13 protein-coding genes are annotated in these 15,818 nt (G+C 68.8%); 6 read left to right on the forward strand and 7 right to left on the reverse strand.

The genetic code is table 11. The annotated features are described in order from the left end of the window. Window positions 1-221: 221 nt before the first annotated feature. The gene (locus ACYP33_RS13345) at window positions 222-1,106 is read right to left on the reverse strand and encodes a LysR family transcriptional regulator (protein ID WP_414439553.1); all 885 of its coding nucleotides are present in this window, start codon (window positions 1,104-1,106) and stop codon (window positions 222-224) included. 174 nt (window positions 1,107-1,280) lie between these two features. Between ACYP33_RS13345 and argC the strand changes: the two genes are divergently transcribed. Continuing rightward, window positions 1,281-2,210 carry an N-acetyl-gamma-glutamyl-phosphate reductase gene (gene argC, locus ACYP33_RS13350; protein ID WP_414447282.1) on the forward strand — a complete coding sequence of 310 codons (930 nt, stop codon included), beginning with the start codon at window positions 1,281-1,283 and terminating at the stop codon, window positions 2,208-2,210. A gap of 77 nt (window positions 2,211-2,287) precedes the next feature. Here the strand turns inward: argC and ACYP33_RS13355 are convergent, their stop codons facing one another. Continuing rightward, the gene (locus ACYP33_RS13355) at window positions 2,288-2,899 is read right to left on the reverse strand and encodes an acyl-homoserine-lactone synthase (protein ID WP_414439551.1); all 612 of its coding nucleotides are present in this window, start codon (window positions 2,897-2,899) and stop codon (window positions 2,288-2,290) included. A gap of 222 nt (window positions 2,900-3,121) precedes the next feature. Then, window positions 3,122-3,568 carry a DUF4902 domain-containing protein gene (locus tag ACYP33_RS13360; RefSeq protein WP_414447283.1) on the reverse strand — a complete coding sequence of 149 codons (447 nt, stop codon included), beginning with the start codon at window positions 3,566-3,568 and terminating at the stop codon, window positions 3,122-3,124. A 75-nt stretch (window positions 3,569-3,643) separates the two neighbouring features. Between ACYP33_RS13360 and ACYP33_RS13365 the strand changes: the two genes are divergently transcribed. After that, window positions 3,644-4,363, forward strand: coding sequence for an autoinducer binding domain-containing protein (locus tag ACYP33_RS13365; protein ID WP_414439549.1), 720 nt, complete (start codon window positions 3,644-3,646; stop codon window positions 4,361-4,363). A 69-nt stretch (window positions 4,364-4,432) separates the two neighbouring features. Here ACYP33_RS13365 and ACYP33_RS13370 read toward each other — a convergent pair whose 3' ends face one another. Continuing rightward, window positions 4,433-5,146, reverse strand: a complete 714-nt coding sequence (locus ACYP33_RS13370; protein ID WP_459622241.1) for an MgtC/SapB family protein — start codon at window positions 5,144-5,146, stop codon at window positions 4,433-4,435. A 360-nt stretch (window positions 5,147-5,506) separates the two neighbouring features. On the opposite strand from ACYP33_RS13370, the gene ACYP33_RS13375 reads away from it, so the two are divergent. From ACYP33_RS13375 to ACYP33_RS13390, 4 genes are all read left to right on the forward strand, one after another. Next, window positions 5,507-6,445: a LysR family transcriptional regulator gene (locus ACYP33_RS13375; protein ID WP_414447285.1), complete on the forward strand. Its 939-nt coding sequence runs from the start codon at window positions 5,507-5,509 to the stop codon at window positions 6,443-6,445. Window positions 6,446-6,559: 114 nt separating this feature from the next. Then, window positions 6,560-7,753 carry a CaiB/BaiF CoA transferase family protein gene (locus tag ACYP33_RS13380; protein WP_414439546.1) on the forward strand — a complete coding sequence of 398 codons (1,194 nt, stop codon included), beginning with the start codon at window positions 6,560-6,562 and terminating at the stop codon, window positions 7,751-7,753. Further along, the gene (locus ACYP33_RS13385) at window positions 7,750-8,688 is read left to right on the forward strand and encodes a hydroxymethylglutaryl-CoA lyase (RefSeq protein ID WP_459622243.1); all 939 of its coding nucleotides are present in this window, start codon (window positions 7,750-7,752) and stop codon (window positions 8,686-8,688) included. Before ACYP33_RS13380 ends, ACYP33_RS13385 begins: the two co-directional genes overlap by 4 nt. Window positions 8,689-8,792: 104 nt before the next feature. Further along, window positions 8,793-10,130 (forward strand): MFS transporter, encoded by a 1,338-nt coding sequence (locus ACYP33_RS13390; RefSeq protein ID WP_414439544.1) that lies wholly within the window; start codon window positions 8,793-8,795, stop codon window positions 10,128-10,130. Between the two features lie 89 nt (window positions 10,131-10,219). On the opposite strand, the gene ACYP33_RS13395 is transcribed toward ACYP33_RS13390, so the two are convergent. The 3 genes from ACYP33_RS13395 to ACYP33_RS13405 form a co-directional block, all read right to left on the reverse strand. Then, window positions 10,220-11,407, reverse strand: coding sequence for a porin (locus ACYP33_RS13395; protein ID WP_459622245.1), 1,188 nt, complete (start codon window positions 11,405-11,407; stop codon window positions 10,220-10,222). 178 nt (window positions 11,408-11,585) lie between these two features. Continuing rightward, window positions 11,586-14,006, reverse strand: coding sequence for a glycoside hydrolase family 31 protein (locus tag ACYP33_RS13400; RefSeq protein ID WP_459622247.1), 2,421 nt, complete (start codon window positions 14,004-14,006; stop codon window positions 11,586-11,588). 65 nt (window positions 14,007-14,071) lie between these two features. After that, window positions 14,072-15,340 carry an MFS transporter gene (locus ACYP33_RS13405; protein ID WP_414447289.1) on the reverse strand — a complete coding sequence of 423 codons (1,269 nt, stop codon included), beginning with the start codon at window positions 15,338-15,340 and terminating at the stop codon, window positions 14,072-14,074. Window positions 15,341-15,818: the final 478 nt, after the last annotated feature.

The raw sequence follows: 15,818 nt of genomic DNA on the forward strand, positions 1-15,818 counted from the left end.
CGCCAACCGCCAACCGCCAACCGCCAACCGCCAACCGCCAACCGCCAACCGCCAACCGCCAACCGCCAACCGCCAACCGCCAACCGCCAACCGCGCCAACCGCGCCAACCGACCCGACCGACCCGACCCGACCGACCCGACCGACCCGACCGACCCGACCGACCCGACCGACCCGACCCGACCCGACCCGACCCACGCCGCCCACCCGACCCCAGCAACCTTCAATCCGCTTGCAGCGCCCACAGCGCATCAAGCACATGCTGCGTGGCGCTTTCGACCGGCCCGCCGCGATGCGCGATGCCGAGCTCGCGCGACAGCGCCGGGCGCAGCGGCCGCATCGCGATGCGCGCGTCGGGCGCCGGCGCGCCGGCTTCGTGTGGCAGCAGCGTGGCGCCGTAGCCGGCCGCCACCAGGCTCTTGATCGCGTCGTTGAAGTTCAGCTCGATGCGCGGGGCGGGGCGATGCCCGTCGGCGGCGAACCAGTCGACGGTCTGCCGCGACAGCCGCGTGTTCGCGTCGTTGAGGATCAGCGGGCGCTTGGCCAGCCAGGCCGGCGTGACGCGCGCCGGTGCCTGCCAGTCGGCCGGCACGAACGCGAGCACCGGGTCGCGCCGCCACGGCGAGATCGTCAGGCCGGCGACGGCGGCCTGCGGCAGCGCCACCAGCCCGACATCGAGCGAGCCCTGGGACAACTGCGCGAGCGTGTCGTGCGAGGTCAGCACGGCGATCTGCACGTCGATGTCGGGATGGTCGCGCCGCAGCCGCGCCAGCACCTGCGGCAGCAGATGCGCGAACGCGCCGGTGGAGGCGCCGAGCCGCACGCGGCCGGCCAGCCCCTGCACCTGCCGTTCGACGTCGTCGAGCGTGGCCTCGACGTCGGCCAGCAGGCGCCGCGCGCGCTCGATCAGCAATTCGCCGATCGCCGACGGCCGCACGTTGCCGCGCGTGCGCGACAGCAACGGTGCGCCGACCCGCGCCTCGAGCTCGGAAATATGGAGGCTGACGGTGGGCGGCGCGAGGTGCAGCGATTGTGCGGCGGCCGCGAACGATCCGAGGTCGGCGATGGCAATTAGCGTGCGGAGGCGATCAAGACTGATTTCGCGCATGACGGAAATACTCACGTTCAGAAAATATGAATCTCGTCGTCGCGAAATTCAACTTTTCCAAGTGTAGCGCGAGCGCGATGATCGGTCATGTCGTCGATCGGCGACGGCATTTTTGAACCACGATTCGACCCGCGATTCGTTCGCGGTCCTACGCGTAACCAGGAGCATCACGACATGAGCGGACCCATCGTTTTCATCGACGGCGACCAGGGCACCACCGGCCTGCAGATCCACGAACGGCTGCGCGGGCGCACCGATCTGCGGCTGGCCACGCTGCCGGCCGCCGACCGCAAGGACCCGGCGCGGCGCGCAGCGGCCATCAACGAATGCGACATCGCGATCCTGTGCCTGCCCGACGCGGCCGCGCGCGAATCGGCGAGCTTCGTGCGCAACCCGTCGGTGCGCGTGATCGACGCCAGCTCGGCGCATCGCACCGATCCGGCGTGGGTTTACGGCTTCCCGGAGATGGCCGACGGGCAGCCCGAGCGGATCGCCGCGGCGCGGCGCGTGACCAACCCCGGCTGCTACCCGACCGGCGCGGTCGGGCTGCTGCGCCCGCTGATCGCGCAGGGCCTGGTGCCGGCCGATTACCCCGTGTCGATTCACGCGGTGTCGGGCTATTCGGGTGGCGGCCGCGCGGCGGTGGATGCGCATGAAAGCGGCGAGGGCGGCGCACCGGCGCTGCGCGTGTACGGGCTCGGCCTCGCGCACAAGCATCCGCCGGAAATCGTGCGCCATGCGGGCCTCGCGCACCGGCCGCTGTTCGTGCCGTCGTACGGCGGGTACCGGCAGGGCATCGTGCTGACGATCCCGCTCGAAACACGGCTGTTGCCGGCGGGCGTGGACGGCGCACGCCTGCATGCCGGCCTCGCCCGCCATTACGCGGGTGCGCGCCACGTACGCGTGCTGCCGGCCACGGCGAGCCGAGACGTCGCCCAGCTCGATCCGCAGGCGCTGAACGGCACCAACGACATCGAGTTCGGCGTGTTCTCGAACGACGAACACGGCCACGTGCTGCTGACGGCCGTGTTCGACAACCTCGGCAAGGGCGCATCGGGCGCGGCCGTGCAGAACCTCGACCTGATGCTGGCCGCGCTCGGCTGAAGGCCGGAAGGCGTTGAAAGCACGAAGGCGCGAGCGGCCCCCCGCTCGCGCCTTCGTCTACGCCATGCACCGCGGCGTCAGGCCGCTTCGGGCTGCGTCGCGCAGAGCGCCGGATCGAGATCGAGCGCGGCGAGCGTCTGCGCATCGATGTCGATCCAGCAGGCCACCACCATGCGGCCATCGATCGATTCGGGCGCCCCGGCCCGGTGGGCATGCACGCCGATGCGCCGGAACAGCCGCTCGATGCTGCAGAACGTCACGCCGATCAACTGCCGCGCGCCGCGCCGCGCCGCGCATTCCACGGCCGCCGCCAGCATCGGCCGCACCGACCAGGCCAGGCTGTTGCCCTCGGCGCCGTCCTCGGCGCTGGCCGCGAAACGCGACAGCTCCCAGATGTCCGATGAGCGCGGCGCCGGCATGTCCTCGGCCAACAGGTGCGGGAAAATTTCCTGCAGCAGATAGGGCCGGGTGGTCGGCAGCAAGCGCGCACATCCGCAAATTTCCTCGCGTGCGTCGCGCGCGAACACATAGACCGTATCGTCGCGATCGTATTGATCGCGTTCGAATTGCGCGTCTTCGGTCGGCAGTTGCCAGCCGAGCTGTTCGACAAAGACGCGATAACGGTACGACCCCAATTCGGCCGCGAGTTGGGGGGAAAGTCGGCCTGCCTCGTGTACGTATGTCTGCATGGTGTCCTCGTGGTGTATTCCGATTGGAATTGGCGCATTACAGCGCGCGCTCCGAGGACCGGTAACTGCTATTCCTGACAGGCCGAATCGGCACGCAAAGGTTTGCGCGCCGGATGTGTTTCAATAACGAGATTGCGTTGCGGGCCGACTTGAACCGAAAATGCAAACGTTGCGTGTTTTGCAACAGATCAGACGATAAGATCCCACCGGATGCATATGTCGTCAGATTGAAAGGTGAATGCCCGAAGTGGGGGGCGCAGACCCGGCGGCGAGTGCGCCGTTGACGGTCGCGGCCCAGTCGAATGTGCTCAGGCAAGCCACGAGGGCGGCGGCGGTGGCGTGCATGCCGATGTCGGTGCCGAAGCGGTCGACGCCCATCAGGTTGCTGCGCACGTCGTCCCAGGCAATCAGGCAGCGGCCGGTGGCGGGATCGCGATACCAGTCCCAGCCGATCGTCAGGTGCGCAAAGCCTGGCGACGCGGCGCGGCGCCATTCGGTGAAGCCGGCGTGGTCGGCCGGCAGGCCTTCGGCGCGCAGTTCGCCGGACAGTTCGGGGTCGAGCCCCGATGCGACGTGTTCGAACGCGAGCGTCGCGAAGGCATGCAAGGGCAGGCGGACGTAGCCATCCGCCGAAGGTGCGCAGTACGGATGAAGCAGCGGGGGTGTCATGCGCGGCAATGTATCAAGCCTGAGACGCCGATGTAACCTAGCAAGAATGACAGCGTGGAAGCTGTGGGAGAGATGATGGAACTACGCTGGCAGGATGCCTACCACCAGTTCAATGCGGCCGAAAACGAGCAGCAGCTGTTTCAGCAGATCTCTGCGTATTCGCGCCGGATCGGCTTCGAATACTGCTGCTACGGGATTCGCGTGCCGCAGGCCGGCGCGCAGCCGGTCGTCGAGATCTTCGATACCTATCCGGCGGGCTGGATGGCCCACTATCAGGCACGCAACTACATCGAGATCGATCCGACCGTGCGCGACGGCGCGCAAAGCCCCAATTTGATCATCTGGCCCGACGTGGATACCGGGGAAGCGCCGGCGTTGTGGCGTGACGCGCGCGATTTCGGCATGTCGGTGGGCGCGGCGCAATCGGCCTGGGCCGCGCGCGGGGTGTTCGGACTGCTGACCATCGCGCGCCGCTCCGATCGCCTCACGCCGGCCGAGATCAACAGCCTGACGCTGCAGGCCAACTGGCTCGCCAACCTTTCGCATTCGCTGATGGGCAAGTTCCTGGTGCCGAAGCTGTCGCCGTCGTCGTCCGTGACGCTGACGCGGCGGGAGCGCGAAGTGCTGGCGTGGACCAGCGAGGGCCGCACCGCGAGCGAGATCGGCGATCAGCTCAACATTTCCGAGCGCACCGTCACGTTTCACATCAACAACATCCTGGCCAAGCTCGGCGCCGCCAACAAGGTGCAGGCGGTGGTCAAGGCAATCGGCATGGGCTTGATCGAAACGCCCTGAGCGGTCGCGGCCTCGCGCCGCCAGCATCGCCCGACGCGCCGCCCGGACCCGCTCCGGCCGGCGCGTCGTTCATTCCATCAGCGGTTCGGCTTCCTTGGCCGTCCAGCTGACGCTGGAAATGCTCCTCTCCATGCTCATGCGGCTCGCGATCTGTTCGAGCTTCGGCTGATCCTTCGGATGCAGCTTCAGCGTGGCCGTCACCTTGATCCGCTCGGGCGCGCCTTCGTCGAGCACGTCCTCGCTCGTCAGACTCTGGAACGACAGCGGCTTCGCGTACATCGAATTCGACAACTGGGTGCGCACGTGGATCTCGTCGGCGGCCAGGCAGATCACGGTGATCTGGTATTCGCGGATCAGGTCGGCGTTCGACACCGGCGTGGCGTTGATCGCGTGGCTGACCGAGCGCAGCACCGTGTTGACGGCCAGCACGACCACGGTGCCGGCCAGCGCGGGCACGTACAGGCCGCTGCCCGCAAGCACGCCGACCGCGGCCGAGCACCACAGCGTGGCGGCGGTATTGATGCCCTGGATCGCGCCTTTCTCGCGCATGATCACGCCGCCGCCGAGGAAGCCCACGCCCGACACGACGTAGGCGGCGATCTGCGTGACGCCGGCCACGCCGTTGCCGGTCATCACGCCGAGCGTGACGAACAGGCACGCGCCGCACGTGACGAGCGTGATGGTGCGCAGGCCGGCGGTGCGCTGGCGCATCTGGCGTTCGATGCCGATCGCGACGCCGCAGGCGAACGCGGTGAGCAGGCGGAGGATGAATTCGACGGTCATGGTGTGCAAGGCCTGGCTGGGGGCGCCGCGAGCGGGCCGGCATCGAATCGGCCGCGCGTGGCGCAACCCGTAACGATACCGCGCGGCAGGCGGCCGAATATGAAACAAGGATGACGCTCGCCGCGCGACCGGACGCGGCGTCAGCCAGGCAGGCTGGGGGCGTTCAGGTGGCGCGGCGTTGCGTGGCGGGTTCGCGGCAACTGTCCACGGAGATTCCTTCGGAGAACGGATCGGCGCGATTCTAGCAGGCGAGGCGGCGCGCCGGGCAGGCCGATCTGCGGGCATGTGCGGGCAGGCACGACTCGCGCGACGCGCCGCACATTGGGCACAATGTGGCACCCGTCACCGCCCGATCCGGCCATGCTGCTCAAAACCCTGCTGCGACGCCTCGACCTCACCACGCTGCAACTGTTCCTCGCCGTGCACGAGGAAGGCACGCTCACGCGCGCGGCCGAGCGCGAGGCGATCGCCGTCTCGGCCGCCAGCAAGCGCCTGCTCGAACTGGAGCAGGTGGTGGGCGCGGCGCTGTTCCAGCGCAACGCGCGCGGCATGACGCTGACGCCGGCCGGCGAGACGCTGCTGCACCATGCGCGGCGCGTGATGCGCGACATCGAGAACATCGGCGCCGAGCTGGCCGGCTATGCGAGCGGCGTGCGCGGCTACGTGCGGATGTCGTCGAACCTGTCGGGCATCGTCGAATTCCTGCCCGAGGATCTGCGCGCGTTCCAGGCCGAGCACGAACGCGTCAAGCTCGACCTGGAGGAGCGGCCGAGCGGCGGCGTGGTGGAGGCGGTGGACGACAGCCTGGTCGACATCGGCATCTGCTCGGAGGATGCCGACACGCGCGCGCTGCACGTCGAGCACTACCGCCACGACACGCTGGTGATCGTGGCGCGCCCCGACGATCCGCTCGCCGCGCACGACAGCCTGCCGTTCGCGGCCACGCTCGACAGCGACCACGTGGGCCTGCACGTCTCCAGTTCGATCAACATGCGCACCCATCTCGCGGCGCGCCAGGCCGGCCGCCCGCTGCGGCTGCGAATCCACGTGCCGGGTTTCGACGCCGTGTGCCGGATGGTGCAGGCCGGGATGGGGGTGGGCGTGCTGCCTCGCAAGGTGTACGAACTGATGGGGCGGCCGCTCGGGCTCGCCGCGATCGGCCTGGACGACGACTGGTCGTGCCGGCGGCTGGTGCTGGTGGTGCGCGAGGTGGCGGCGCTGTCACCCGTCAGCCGGCTGCTGTTCGAGCACCTGCGCACCATCGAGGCCCGCGAAACCGAGGCGCCGCGCCACGACTGACGCATCGGGCAGCGTTCGCGGTTCGCGAACGCTGCTTGGCGAAATGCGGTTGGACGTTCGCGGCCCGGCAACCCTACGCTGTGCTCCATCAAGATTCGAACCGGAGACAGCAACATGAGTGGCCCCCTCCAAGGGATTCGCGTGATCGAAATCGGCACGCTGATCGCCGCCCCGTTCGCCGCCCGCCTGATGGCGGAATTCGGTGCCGAGGTCATCAAGATCGAAGCGCCCGAGACCGGCGACCCGCTGCGCAAATGGCGCAAGCTGCACGAGGGCACCTCGCTCTGGTGGTATCTGCAGTCGCGCAACAAGCAATCGGTCTGCGTCAACCTGAAATCGCCCGAGGGCGTCGAGATCGTCAAGCAACTGGTGGCCGAAGCCGACGTGCTGATCGAGAACCTGCGCCCCGGCGCGCTCGAAAAGCTCGGCCTCGGTTGGGACACGCTGCATGCGCTGAACCCGAAGCTGACCATGGTGCGCATCTCGGGTTACGGCCAGACCGGCCCGTACCGCGACCGCCCCGGCTTCGGCGCGATCGGCGAGGCGATGGGCGGGATTCGCTACACCACCGGCGAGATCGACGGCGCGCCGGCGCGTGTCGGCGTGAGCCTCGGCGATTCGCTGGCCTCGCTGCACGGCGTGATCGGCGCGCTGATGTCGCTGCTGCGCGTGAAGACCGGGCAGGGCGAAGGGCAGGTGGTGGACGTGTCGCTGGTCGAGAGCGTGTTCAACCTGATGGAAAGCCTGGTGCCCGAGTACGACCTGCTCGGCCATGTGCGCGAGCGCAGCGGCGGCGCGCTGCCGGGCATCGCGCCGTCGAATACCTACCGCACGGAAGACGGCGCGTTCGTGGTGATCGCCGGCAACAGCGATCCGATCTTCCGCCGCCTGATGCACACGATCGGCCGCCCCGATCTGGCCGACGATCCCGCGCTCGCGCACAACGACGGCCGCGTCAAGCAGACGGTGATGCTCGACGCCGCGATCGCCACCTGGACGTCCCATCATTCGATCGACGACGTGCTGGCCGCGCTGGAGCGCGCCGAGGTGCCGTCGGGCCGCATCTATTCGGTGGCCGATATCGTCAGTGATCCTCATTATCAGGCGCGTGACATGCTGCTGCCGGCCACGCTGCCGGGCGGCGCGTCGGTCGCCATGCCGGGCATCGTGCCGAAGCTGTCGGACACGCCGGGCGGCATGAACTGGCCCGGCCCGGCGCTCGGCGCGCACACCTCGAGCGTGCTGGCCGGGCTCGGCTACGACGAGGACGAGATCGCACGATTGCGTGCGCAGGGAGCGGTGCAATGAGCACGACCGAGATGCTGATCGTCCAGGAAGTCGCGCCGCGCGACGGCTTGCAGATCGAACCGCAATGGGTCGAGACGGCCGACAAGATCGCGTTGATCGACGGCTTGTCGTCGCTCGGCTTCACGCGCATCGAGGCCGGCTCGTTCGTCTCGCCGAAGGCGATTCCCGCGCTGCGCGACGGCGACGCCGTGTTTCGCGGCATGCGCCGCGCGCCGGGCGTGACCTACGTGGCGCTGGTGCCGAACGCGAAGGGCGCCGAACGCGCGCTGGCCGCCCAGGCCGACGAATTGAACCTCGTGATGTCGGCCAGCCAGACCCACAACCGCGCCAACATGCGCATGAGCTGCGAGGCCTCGCTGGCCGGTTTCGGCGACATCGTCGCGCAGGTGCGTGGCGCGGCCGTCTCGCTCAATGCGACGGTGGCCACCGCGTTCGGCTGCCCGTTCGAAGGCCGCATCGACGAGGACCGCGTGCTGCATATCGTCGACACCTATCGCGAGCTGGGCATCGCGGGCATCACGCTGGCCGACACCACCGGCATGGCGAACCCGCGCCAGGTTGCGCGGATCGTCGCGCGCGTGCTCGAACGCGTGCCGGCCTCGGCGCTGACGCTGCATTTCCACAACACGCGCGGGCTGGGCCTGGCCAACGTTCTGGCCGCCTATGAAGCCGGCGCGCGCCGCTTCGACGCCGCGCTCGGCGGCCTCGGCGGCTGCCCGTTCGCGCCGGGCGCGTCCGGCAACATCTGCACCGAGGATCTCGTCAACCTGTGCGACGAGATCGGCGTGCCCACCGGCATCGACCTGCCGGCGCTGATCGCGCTGTCGCGCACGCTGCCGGCGCTGGTCGGCCACGCGGTGCCGGGGCAGGTCGCGAAGGCCGGCCGCAACGCCGACCTGCATCCCGCGCCCGATTACGTGGCCGGCATCGCCTGAGCACGCATCGCATCACGGCTTCATCGCAACGCAACGCAAAACATCGCAGTCCTCATTCACCAATTCGACCGGGCGGCACACGCCAGCCCGGCCTGGAGACAAGCATGACAACCAGCAGCGCAATCGCAACGGAGGGCCGCGCCGCCAGCGGCGAATCCGGCATCCAGGTGATCCGCAAGGTCGCGTGGCGGATCATGCCGCTGATCATGATCTGCTATCTGTTCGCGTTCTTCGACCGGATCAACATCAGCTTCGCCAAGTTCCAGTTGCAGGGCGACCTCGGCTTGTCCGATACCGCCTACGGGCTCGGCGCGAGCCTGTTCGTGATCGGCTACGTGCTGTTCGAGGTGCCGAGCAACCTGTTCCTCTATCGGGTCGGCGCGCGGCGCTGGATCGCGCGGATCATGATTTCGTGGGGCATCGCCACCACCGCGATGGTGTTCGTCCACACCGAATGGCAGTTCTACGGGCTGCGCTTCGTGATCGGCGCGATGGAAGCCGGCTTCGCGCCGGGCGTGCTCTATTACCTGACGCTGTGGTTTCCGCCGAGCCATCGCGGCCGCATCACGTCGATGCTGTTCCTCGCGTCGGCATTCTCGGGGCTGGTGGGCGCGCCGGCCGCGGGCCTCGTGCTCGGCCACCTGAACGGCGCGCTCGGCATGCCGGGCTGGCACTGGCTGTTCCTGCTCGGCGGCGTGCCGTGCATCGGGCTGGGGCTGCTGGTGCTCACGCAACTGAAGGACCGCATCGACGACGCGCACTGGCTGTCGGGCGACGAGAAGGCCTGGCTGTCGGGGCAGATCGCGCAGCAGAGTCGGCACCCGCAGGGCGGCCACTCGCTGGCCGGCGCGCTGAAGACGCCCGGCTTCCTGATGCTCGGTTTGGTCTACTTCCTGATCCAGATCGCGTCGTACGGCCTGAATTTCTGGGCGCCGCACCTGATCCGCACGGCCGGCACGCACAACCCGACGCTGATCGGGCTGCTGACCTCGGTGCCGTACATCACCGGCGCGATCGCGATGGTGGTGGTGGGGCGGCTGTCCGATGCGAGCGGCGAGCGCCGCAAGTATGTGTTCGCACTGCTGATGATGGCCGCGCTCGGTTTCTTCGCGGCCGGCTTCTTCGACCGGCAGACCACCTTGCTGGTGATCGCGCTGGCGGTGATGGGCGCGGGCGTGGTGGCGTCGATCCCGGCGTTCTGGGCGCTGCCGCCGAAGCTCGTGACCGGCGCGGGCGCGGCGGGCGGCATCGCGCTGATCAATACGCTCGGGCAGTTGGGCGGGATCGTCAGCCCGGTGATGGTGGGCCGCGTGCGCGACCTGACCGGCTCGACCACGCCGGCGCTCTACGTGATCGGCTTGCTGAGCCTGATTTGCGCGGGGCTGGTGTGGTTCGCGCTGCCGGCCTCGCTGCGCGAGCGCGACGGGCGCATCGCGGGTTGACGGTTCCGGCACGACGCACATGACGAAGGGCGGGCGCAGGCTTGCCCTTCGTCGCTTCGTCGTTTCGGCGCTTGGGCCGGGTGGCCCGTTCAGAACATCACGGCGATGCCGACCATGCCGACGAACTGCGATTTCGTCGACGAGGCGGTGAACTGCTGCGAATCGCCCACGGCCGGCGCGGCCGCGACGATATCGCCCGCGCCCTTCGCGCCGAGCGTGTTGCCGCCGGCGTGCTGGTAGGCCTGCACGGCATAGAGGATGGTGCGCGGCGACAGGTTGTACGACTCCTTGAGCGACACCTGGTGATAGCGCGCGGCGTTCGAGATGCCGTTGGCCTTGGCCGCCGTCGTGTACGAATAGCCGCCGCCCACCGAGAACACCGGCGTGAAGCGGTACACCGCGATCGCGCCGTAGGTATTGAAGATCGCCGTGTCGGAGAATGCCGACTGCGCGCCGGGCAGGTACTCGACGTTCGAGTAGTTCAGGCCGAGCAGCAGGTTGCCGAACTTGTAGTTGCCCGACGCCGCGATGTGCTGGACCGCGCGCGCCGTCAGGTAGCCCTGGTTCAGCACCGAGGTGGCGAAGCTCGCGCTCGGCGCGATGCTCGGGTTCGAAAAGCCGGCCGGCTGCCCGGAGCTGTTCATGCGCAGGTAGCCCACCGCCATGCCGAGCGGCCCGTTCGCATAGCGCAGCGCCGCGCTGAGCGTGTTGCCCTTGCCGGCGCTGCCGGGAATGCCGCTCACGCCCACCATCGCGCTCGCGCTGAAGCCGCCGAGGGTCGGCGACGTGTAGGTCACCGCGTTGTTGATGCGGATCGTCGTATCGAGGCCGTCGATGTCGCCCGGGTGCGCGCCGGTTGCGCCGGTCAGCCAGTTGCTCGAATCGTAGGCCCCCACGAACAGGTAGTACGGCGTGTACTGGCGGCCCGCCGTCAGCGTGCCGTAGCGATCGTTCTGGAGTCCGACGAATGCCTGCCGGTTGAACAGCGTGCCGGCCGAGGCCTGCGCGCCGGTGTTCAGGTTGAAGCCCGCCTGCAGATCGAAGATCGCATGGGTGCCGCCGCCGAGATCCTCGTTGCCGCGCAGTCCGAACTTCGACGCGTACAGGTTGCCGTCGCGCAGGTACACGTTCGAATGGCCGTTCTGGTTGTTGACGTAGGTGAGGGCGTTGTCGGCGACGCCGTACAACGTGACGCTGCTCTGCGCGAGCACGGGGCCGGCGGCCAGCGCGGCGGCGGTAGCGAACAGCGAGCGGCCGAGCGCGAGGCGGGTGGACATGGGTGTCTCCTGAAAAGGATCGCGGAAGATGGCTATCCGCTGTTGTGATGAAGCGCCCGTCGGGCCTGTCGGGTCTGTCGGCAGGCCGTGGATCGTGCGACGCCGCCTGTCGGGCGGCAGGCGGCGCGTGACGCGAATCGGTACGCGCGCGGGCAGGTGCCACGCGCGGCGGCGCGGCTTACCCGGGCAGCGCCAGCGTCAGCGTGCGCCAGCGGCCATCGTTCGCCTCGGCCGTGACCTGCGCGCCGGGCGTGACGACCGCGCGCGTTTCGCCGGCCGGCAGGCGCAGCGTGACGACGTCGAACGGGCGGCGGTAGGCGCCGCTCCAGCTCGCCTCGAGATGCAGCGCATTGTCTTGCGCGTGGCTGGCGATGCGCCAGGTGCCGGTTTCGCCGCGCCGCCAGGCTTCGCTCTCGCCGTCGTCTTCCACGCATTCGCCGAACGCGGTGCCGTCGGCCGCGCGCGGCGCGAGCACGAAGCCGCGTGCGTCGGCGCGCGCCGCGAAGTGCTGTTCGGCGGTGTTCAGCGGCAACACGTGGCCCTCGCGCAGCAACATCGGCGGCGGCCCGTCGAGCGGCGCGGGCAGCGTGACGGCCTGGCCGCCGTCGAACGCGCAGCCGCTCTCGACGCACACCCAGCGCTCGCCGGCCGGCAGGTATATGCGCCGTTCGGTCTGCCCGGCGTCCACCACCGGCGCGGCCAGCAGCGCCTCGCCGATCATCATCTCGTCGTTCGCCTCGTGGCAGCGGCGGTCGTGCGGGAAGCGCGCCAGCGTCGGCGCGAGCACCGGTTCGTATTGGGTGGTCGACAGCCACAGCAGGTGATACAGGTACGGAATCAGCCAGTAGCGCAGCTTCAGCGCATCGGCGATCGCAGGCGTTGCCTCGGGGTACATCCACGGTTCGTTGACGCTGCCGTCGTCGTTCCACGAATGGATGCTGAAGCGCGGCATGAACACGCCGAACTGCACCCAGCGCGTCAGCAATTCCGGCTCGGGCGCGGGGCCGGAGAAGCCGCCGATGTCGTGGCCGGTGTTCGACACGCCCGACAGCGCGAGGCCGAGGCCCATGCGCAGGTTGTAGCGCAGGGTGTCCCACGAGGTGTAGTTGTCGCCCGACCAGGTCTGCACGTAGCGCTGCATGCCCGCGCCGCCCGAGCGCGACACCAGGAACGGCCGCTGGTCCGGCGCGTAGGCGCGCTGCGCGTCGCGCGAGGCGCGCATCATCAGCATGGTCTGCAGCACCTTGGCGTCGCGCGCCGGGAAGCGCTGGCCGAAGCCGTGCGCGTAGGCGTCGGCGGTCCAGATCTCGAACTCGTTGTTGTCGTTCCAGGTGGCCGGGATGCCGTAGCGCAGCAGCGCGTCGGTCACGTGCTCGCGCCACCAGTCGATCGTCGCCGGGTTCGTGAAGTCGAGATACGCGCCCACTTCGTCCCAGAACTGCACCCAGGCCGGCTCGCCGTTCGCGTCGACGATCAGCAGGCCGCGTTGCTGCGCGTCCGCGAATTCGGGGTGATCGCGCAGCAGGCACGGCTTGATGTTCGGGCACAGGCGGATGCCGTGATCGAGGTAGTGCTGCACGAAGCCTTCGACATCGGGGAATTTCTCGCGGTTCCAGTTGAACACGTAGCGCTTGCCGTCGATCGACGTATAGCCCGACGACAGATGGAACGAGTCGCAGAGGATATCGTGGCGCGCGCAACCATCGATGAATTCGTTCATGCGCTGCTGGGCGTCGGGCGCATCGGTGTAGGTCATGGTCGAGCCGGAGTAGCCGAGGCCCCATTTGGGCATCAGCGCCGGGCGGCCGGTCAGCCAGGTGAAGCGGCGCGTGGCGGCCAGCGGCGTGCCCGGCGAGGCGATGAAGTAGTAGTCCAGATCGCCGCGCGCGGCCACGAAATAGCGGTAGTGGCCGTGATAGTTGTCGAGCTCGCGGCCCACGTCGAACGCGCAATCGGCCAGCGTGTCGTAGAACAGGCCGTAGCCGAGCGCGGCCTCGGGCTTCCAGGTGATCGCGAACGGGATGTGCTTGTAGAGCGGGTCCGTATGGCGCGCGCTGTAGCCCATCGCGTCGATGTTGACCATCTCGAAGCGCTGGCCCGAGCGGTCCAGCTCGCCGGCGCGCTCGCCGAGGCCGAGCACCATCTCGCCGCGCTCGCGCGCCGTGTAGTGATAGGTGCGCGCGTCCCACCAGCCGAAGTTGACGGCCTGCGTGGCGCGGTCGGCCAGCACCTGCCGCCACGCGCCTTCCGCGTCGCGCAGATGCCAGACGAAACGGCCGCCGGCCAGCGCGATCTCCACGCGCACCTGGGCGGTTTCGATCCGCACCTGCGCGTCGTCGGACGAGAACGCGTAGGCCGGCAGCGTGTAGCCGGACAGGTCGAGGCGGTCGCGGCCGGCCAGCGGCACGTCTTCCGCGCCGGGCGCGATCGACCAGGTGGCGGCGTCCTGCGCGGCGCCGTCGGGCAGCACGCGCACGCGGACGATATCGTTTTCCAGCACGAACACGTCGATCGTCGCGCCGCCGTCGCCGGCGAGCGTGAGCCGGTTGCCGCCGTGTACGGCCACCGAGAAGCGGGGAGGGTGAAGCATCGAAACCATGGGTCCTGTCCTCGAACGGGTGCAGTAATCGAATAGGGATGGGCGCGGGGGCAGCCGAGGGCGCCTCAGGGCGAGGCTGTCGCGCGTTGCTCGCGCGACTGGCCGCGGATCAGCACGGCGAGCAGCGTCGCGCCGACGATGTCGAACACGCCGAGGCACGCGAACAGCGGCCCGTAGCCCACGCGGTCGGCCAGCGCGCCGACCACCAGCGAGAAGCCGAGCCCGCCGATCCAGGCCGCCATGCCGGCGAAGCCGCTCGCGGTGCCCACTTCCTCGGGGTCGAACACGTCGGCCGCCAGCGTGTTGACCAGCCCGGAAATCATCTGGTGCGCGAAGCCGCCGAGGCAGAACAGCGCGATGGCCTGATACGGCGACGCCACCAGGCCGATCGCGGCCGGGCCGATCATCATCAGCGCGCCGAGCGCGACGCCGGCCACGCGCGACCAGATCAGCGGCAGGCGGAAGCGGCGCATCAGGAACGGCGAGAGGTAGCCGCCGGCGATGCCGCCCAGGTCGGCCGCGAGAAACGGCATCCACGCGAACACGGCGATCTGCGCGAGATCCATCTTGCGCTCGGTGGCGAGATACAGAGGAATCCAGAACGAAAAGGTTTGCCAGGCCGGCTCCGCGAAGAAGCGCGGCAGCGCGATCGCCCAGAAGCGGCGCGAGGCGATCACGTCGCCGATGCGGCGGCGCTCGCGTGGCGGGAAGCGGGTCTGGCCGCCGCGGATCAGGTCGAGTTCGGCGGCGCCGATCAGCGCGTGTTGCGACGGCGAGCGGTAGAACGCATACCAGAGCGTGGCCCACACCAGCCCGAGCGCGCCGGTGGCGACGAACGCCGATTGCCAGCCGAAGCGCATCGACAGGAAGATCACCACGGGCGGCGCGAGCGCGGCGCCGAGCGAGGTGCCGGCATTGAAGTAGCCCACCGCCACCGATTTCTCGCGATCGGGGAACCACTCGGCCACCGCCTTCATGCCGGCGGGAATCGCCGCTGCTTCGGTCAGGCCGAGCAGGCCGCGCAGCAGGCCGAGCGACAGCCAGCCCGAGGCGAAACCGTGCGCCATGCCGACCAGCGACCACAGCCCGGCGAACAGCGCGAAGCCGAGCCGCAAGCCGAGGATGTCGACCACCAGCCCGCAGATCGGCTGCATGATCGTGTAACCGATCTGGAACGCCGCGACGATATACGAGTACTGCTGCGTGGTCAGTTCGAAGATGTGCTTGAGCTGCGGCGCGAGCACCGAGAGCGAATTGCGCGCCAGGTAATTCATGATCGTGCCGAGACTGACCAGCACGATGATCCACCAGCGCAGACCCTTGATCGTTTTCACTACCTTGTCTCCGTCCATATCGGTGCCGCTTCTGAAACGGCAGGTCGCGGTATCTGTGATCGGACAACTTAGCGCCAGAACAAGCGGCTGGAATTCGGCGGATTCGTGCGACGAAACCGTGATTCATAGCCTGTCGACATTCGTTGTCGGATGACTGACTTCGCGTATGGATGGCATCGTATGTTCGCAAACGAGCAAGGTCAAGCGAAAACTTGGTTCATACGAACATCGCGTGCGATGAACGAACAGGCGGGCGAAATGACGGGAACTCGACATCCATGGCGCGATGCAGGTGCTCGCGCGCGGCGTGGTGGAGGTGGGGGGCTGCGAAGGCTCGCCCGGGCGTCCGGGCGTCTGTCGAACACGAGGAATCAGACGCCGCGCATGCAGATCTGTGTCGGTAGTGTCGACAGCATGGCGGCGACGATGGCCGCCGGGGTCGGCATCGGGGTGATGCCGGAGGGCGTGGCGGGGGGGG

Source organism: Burkholderia sp. 3C (genome assembly GCF_054589155.1).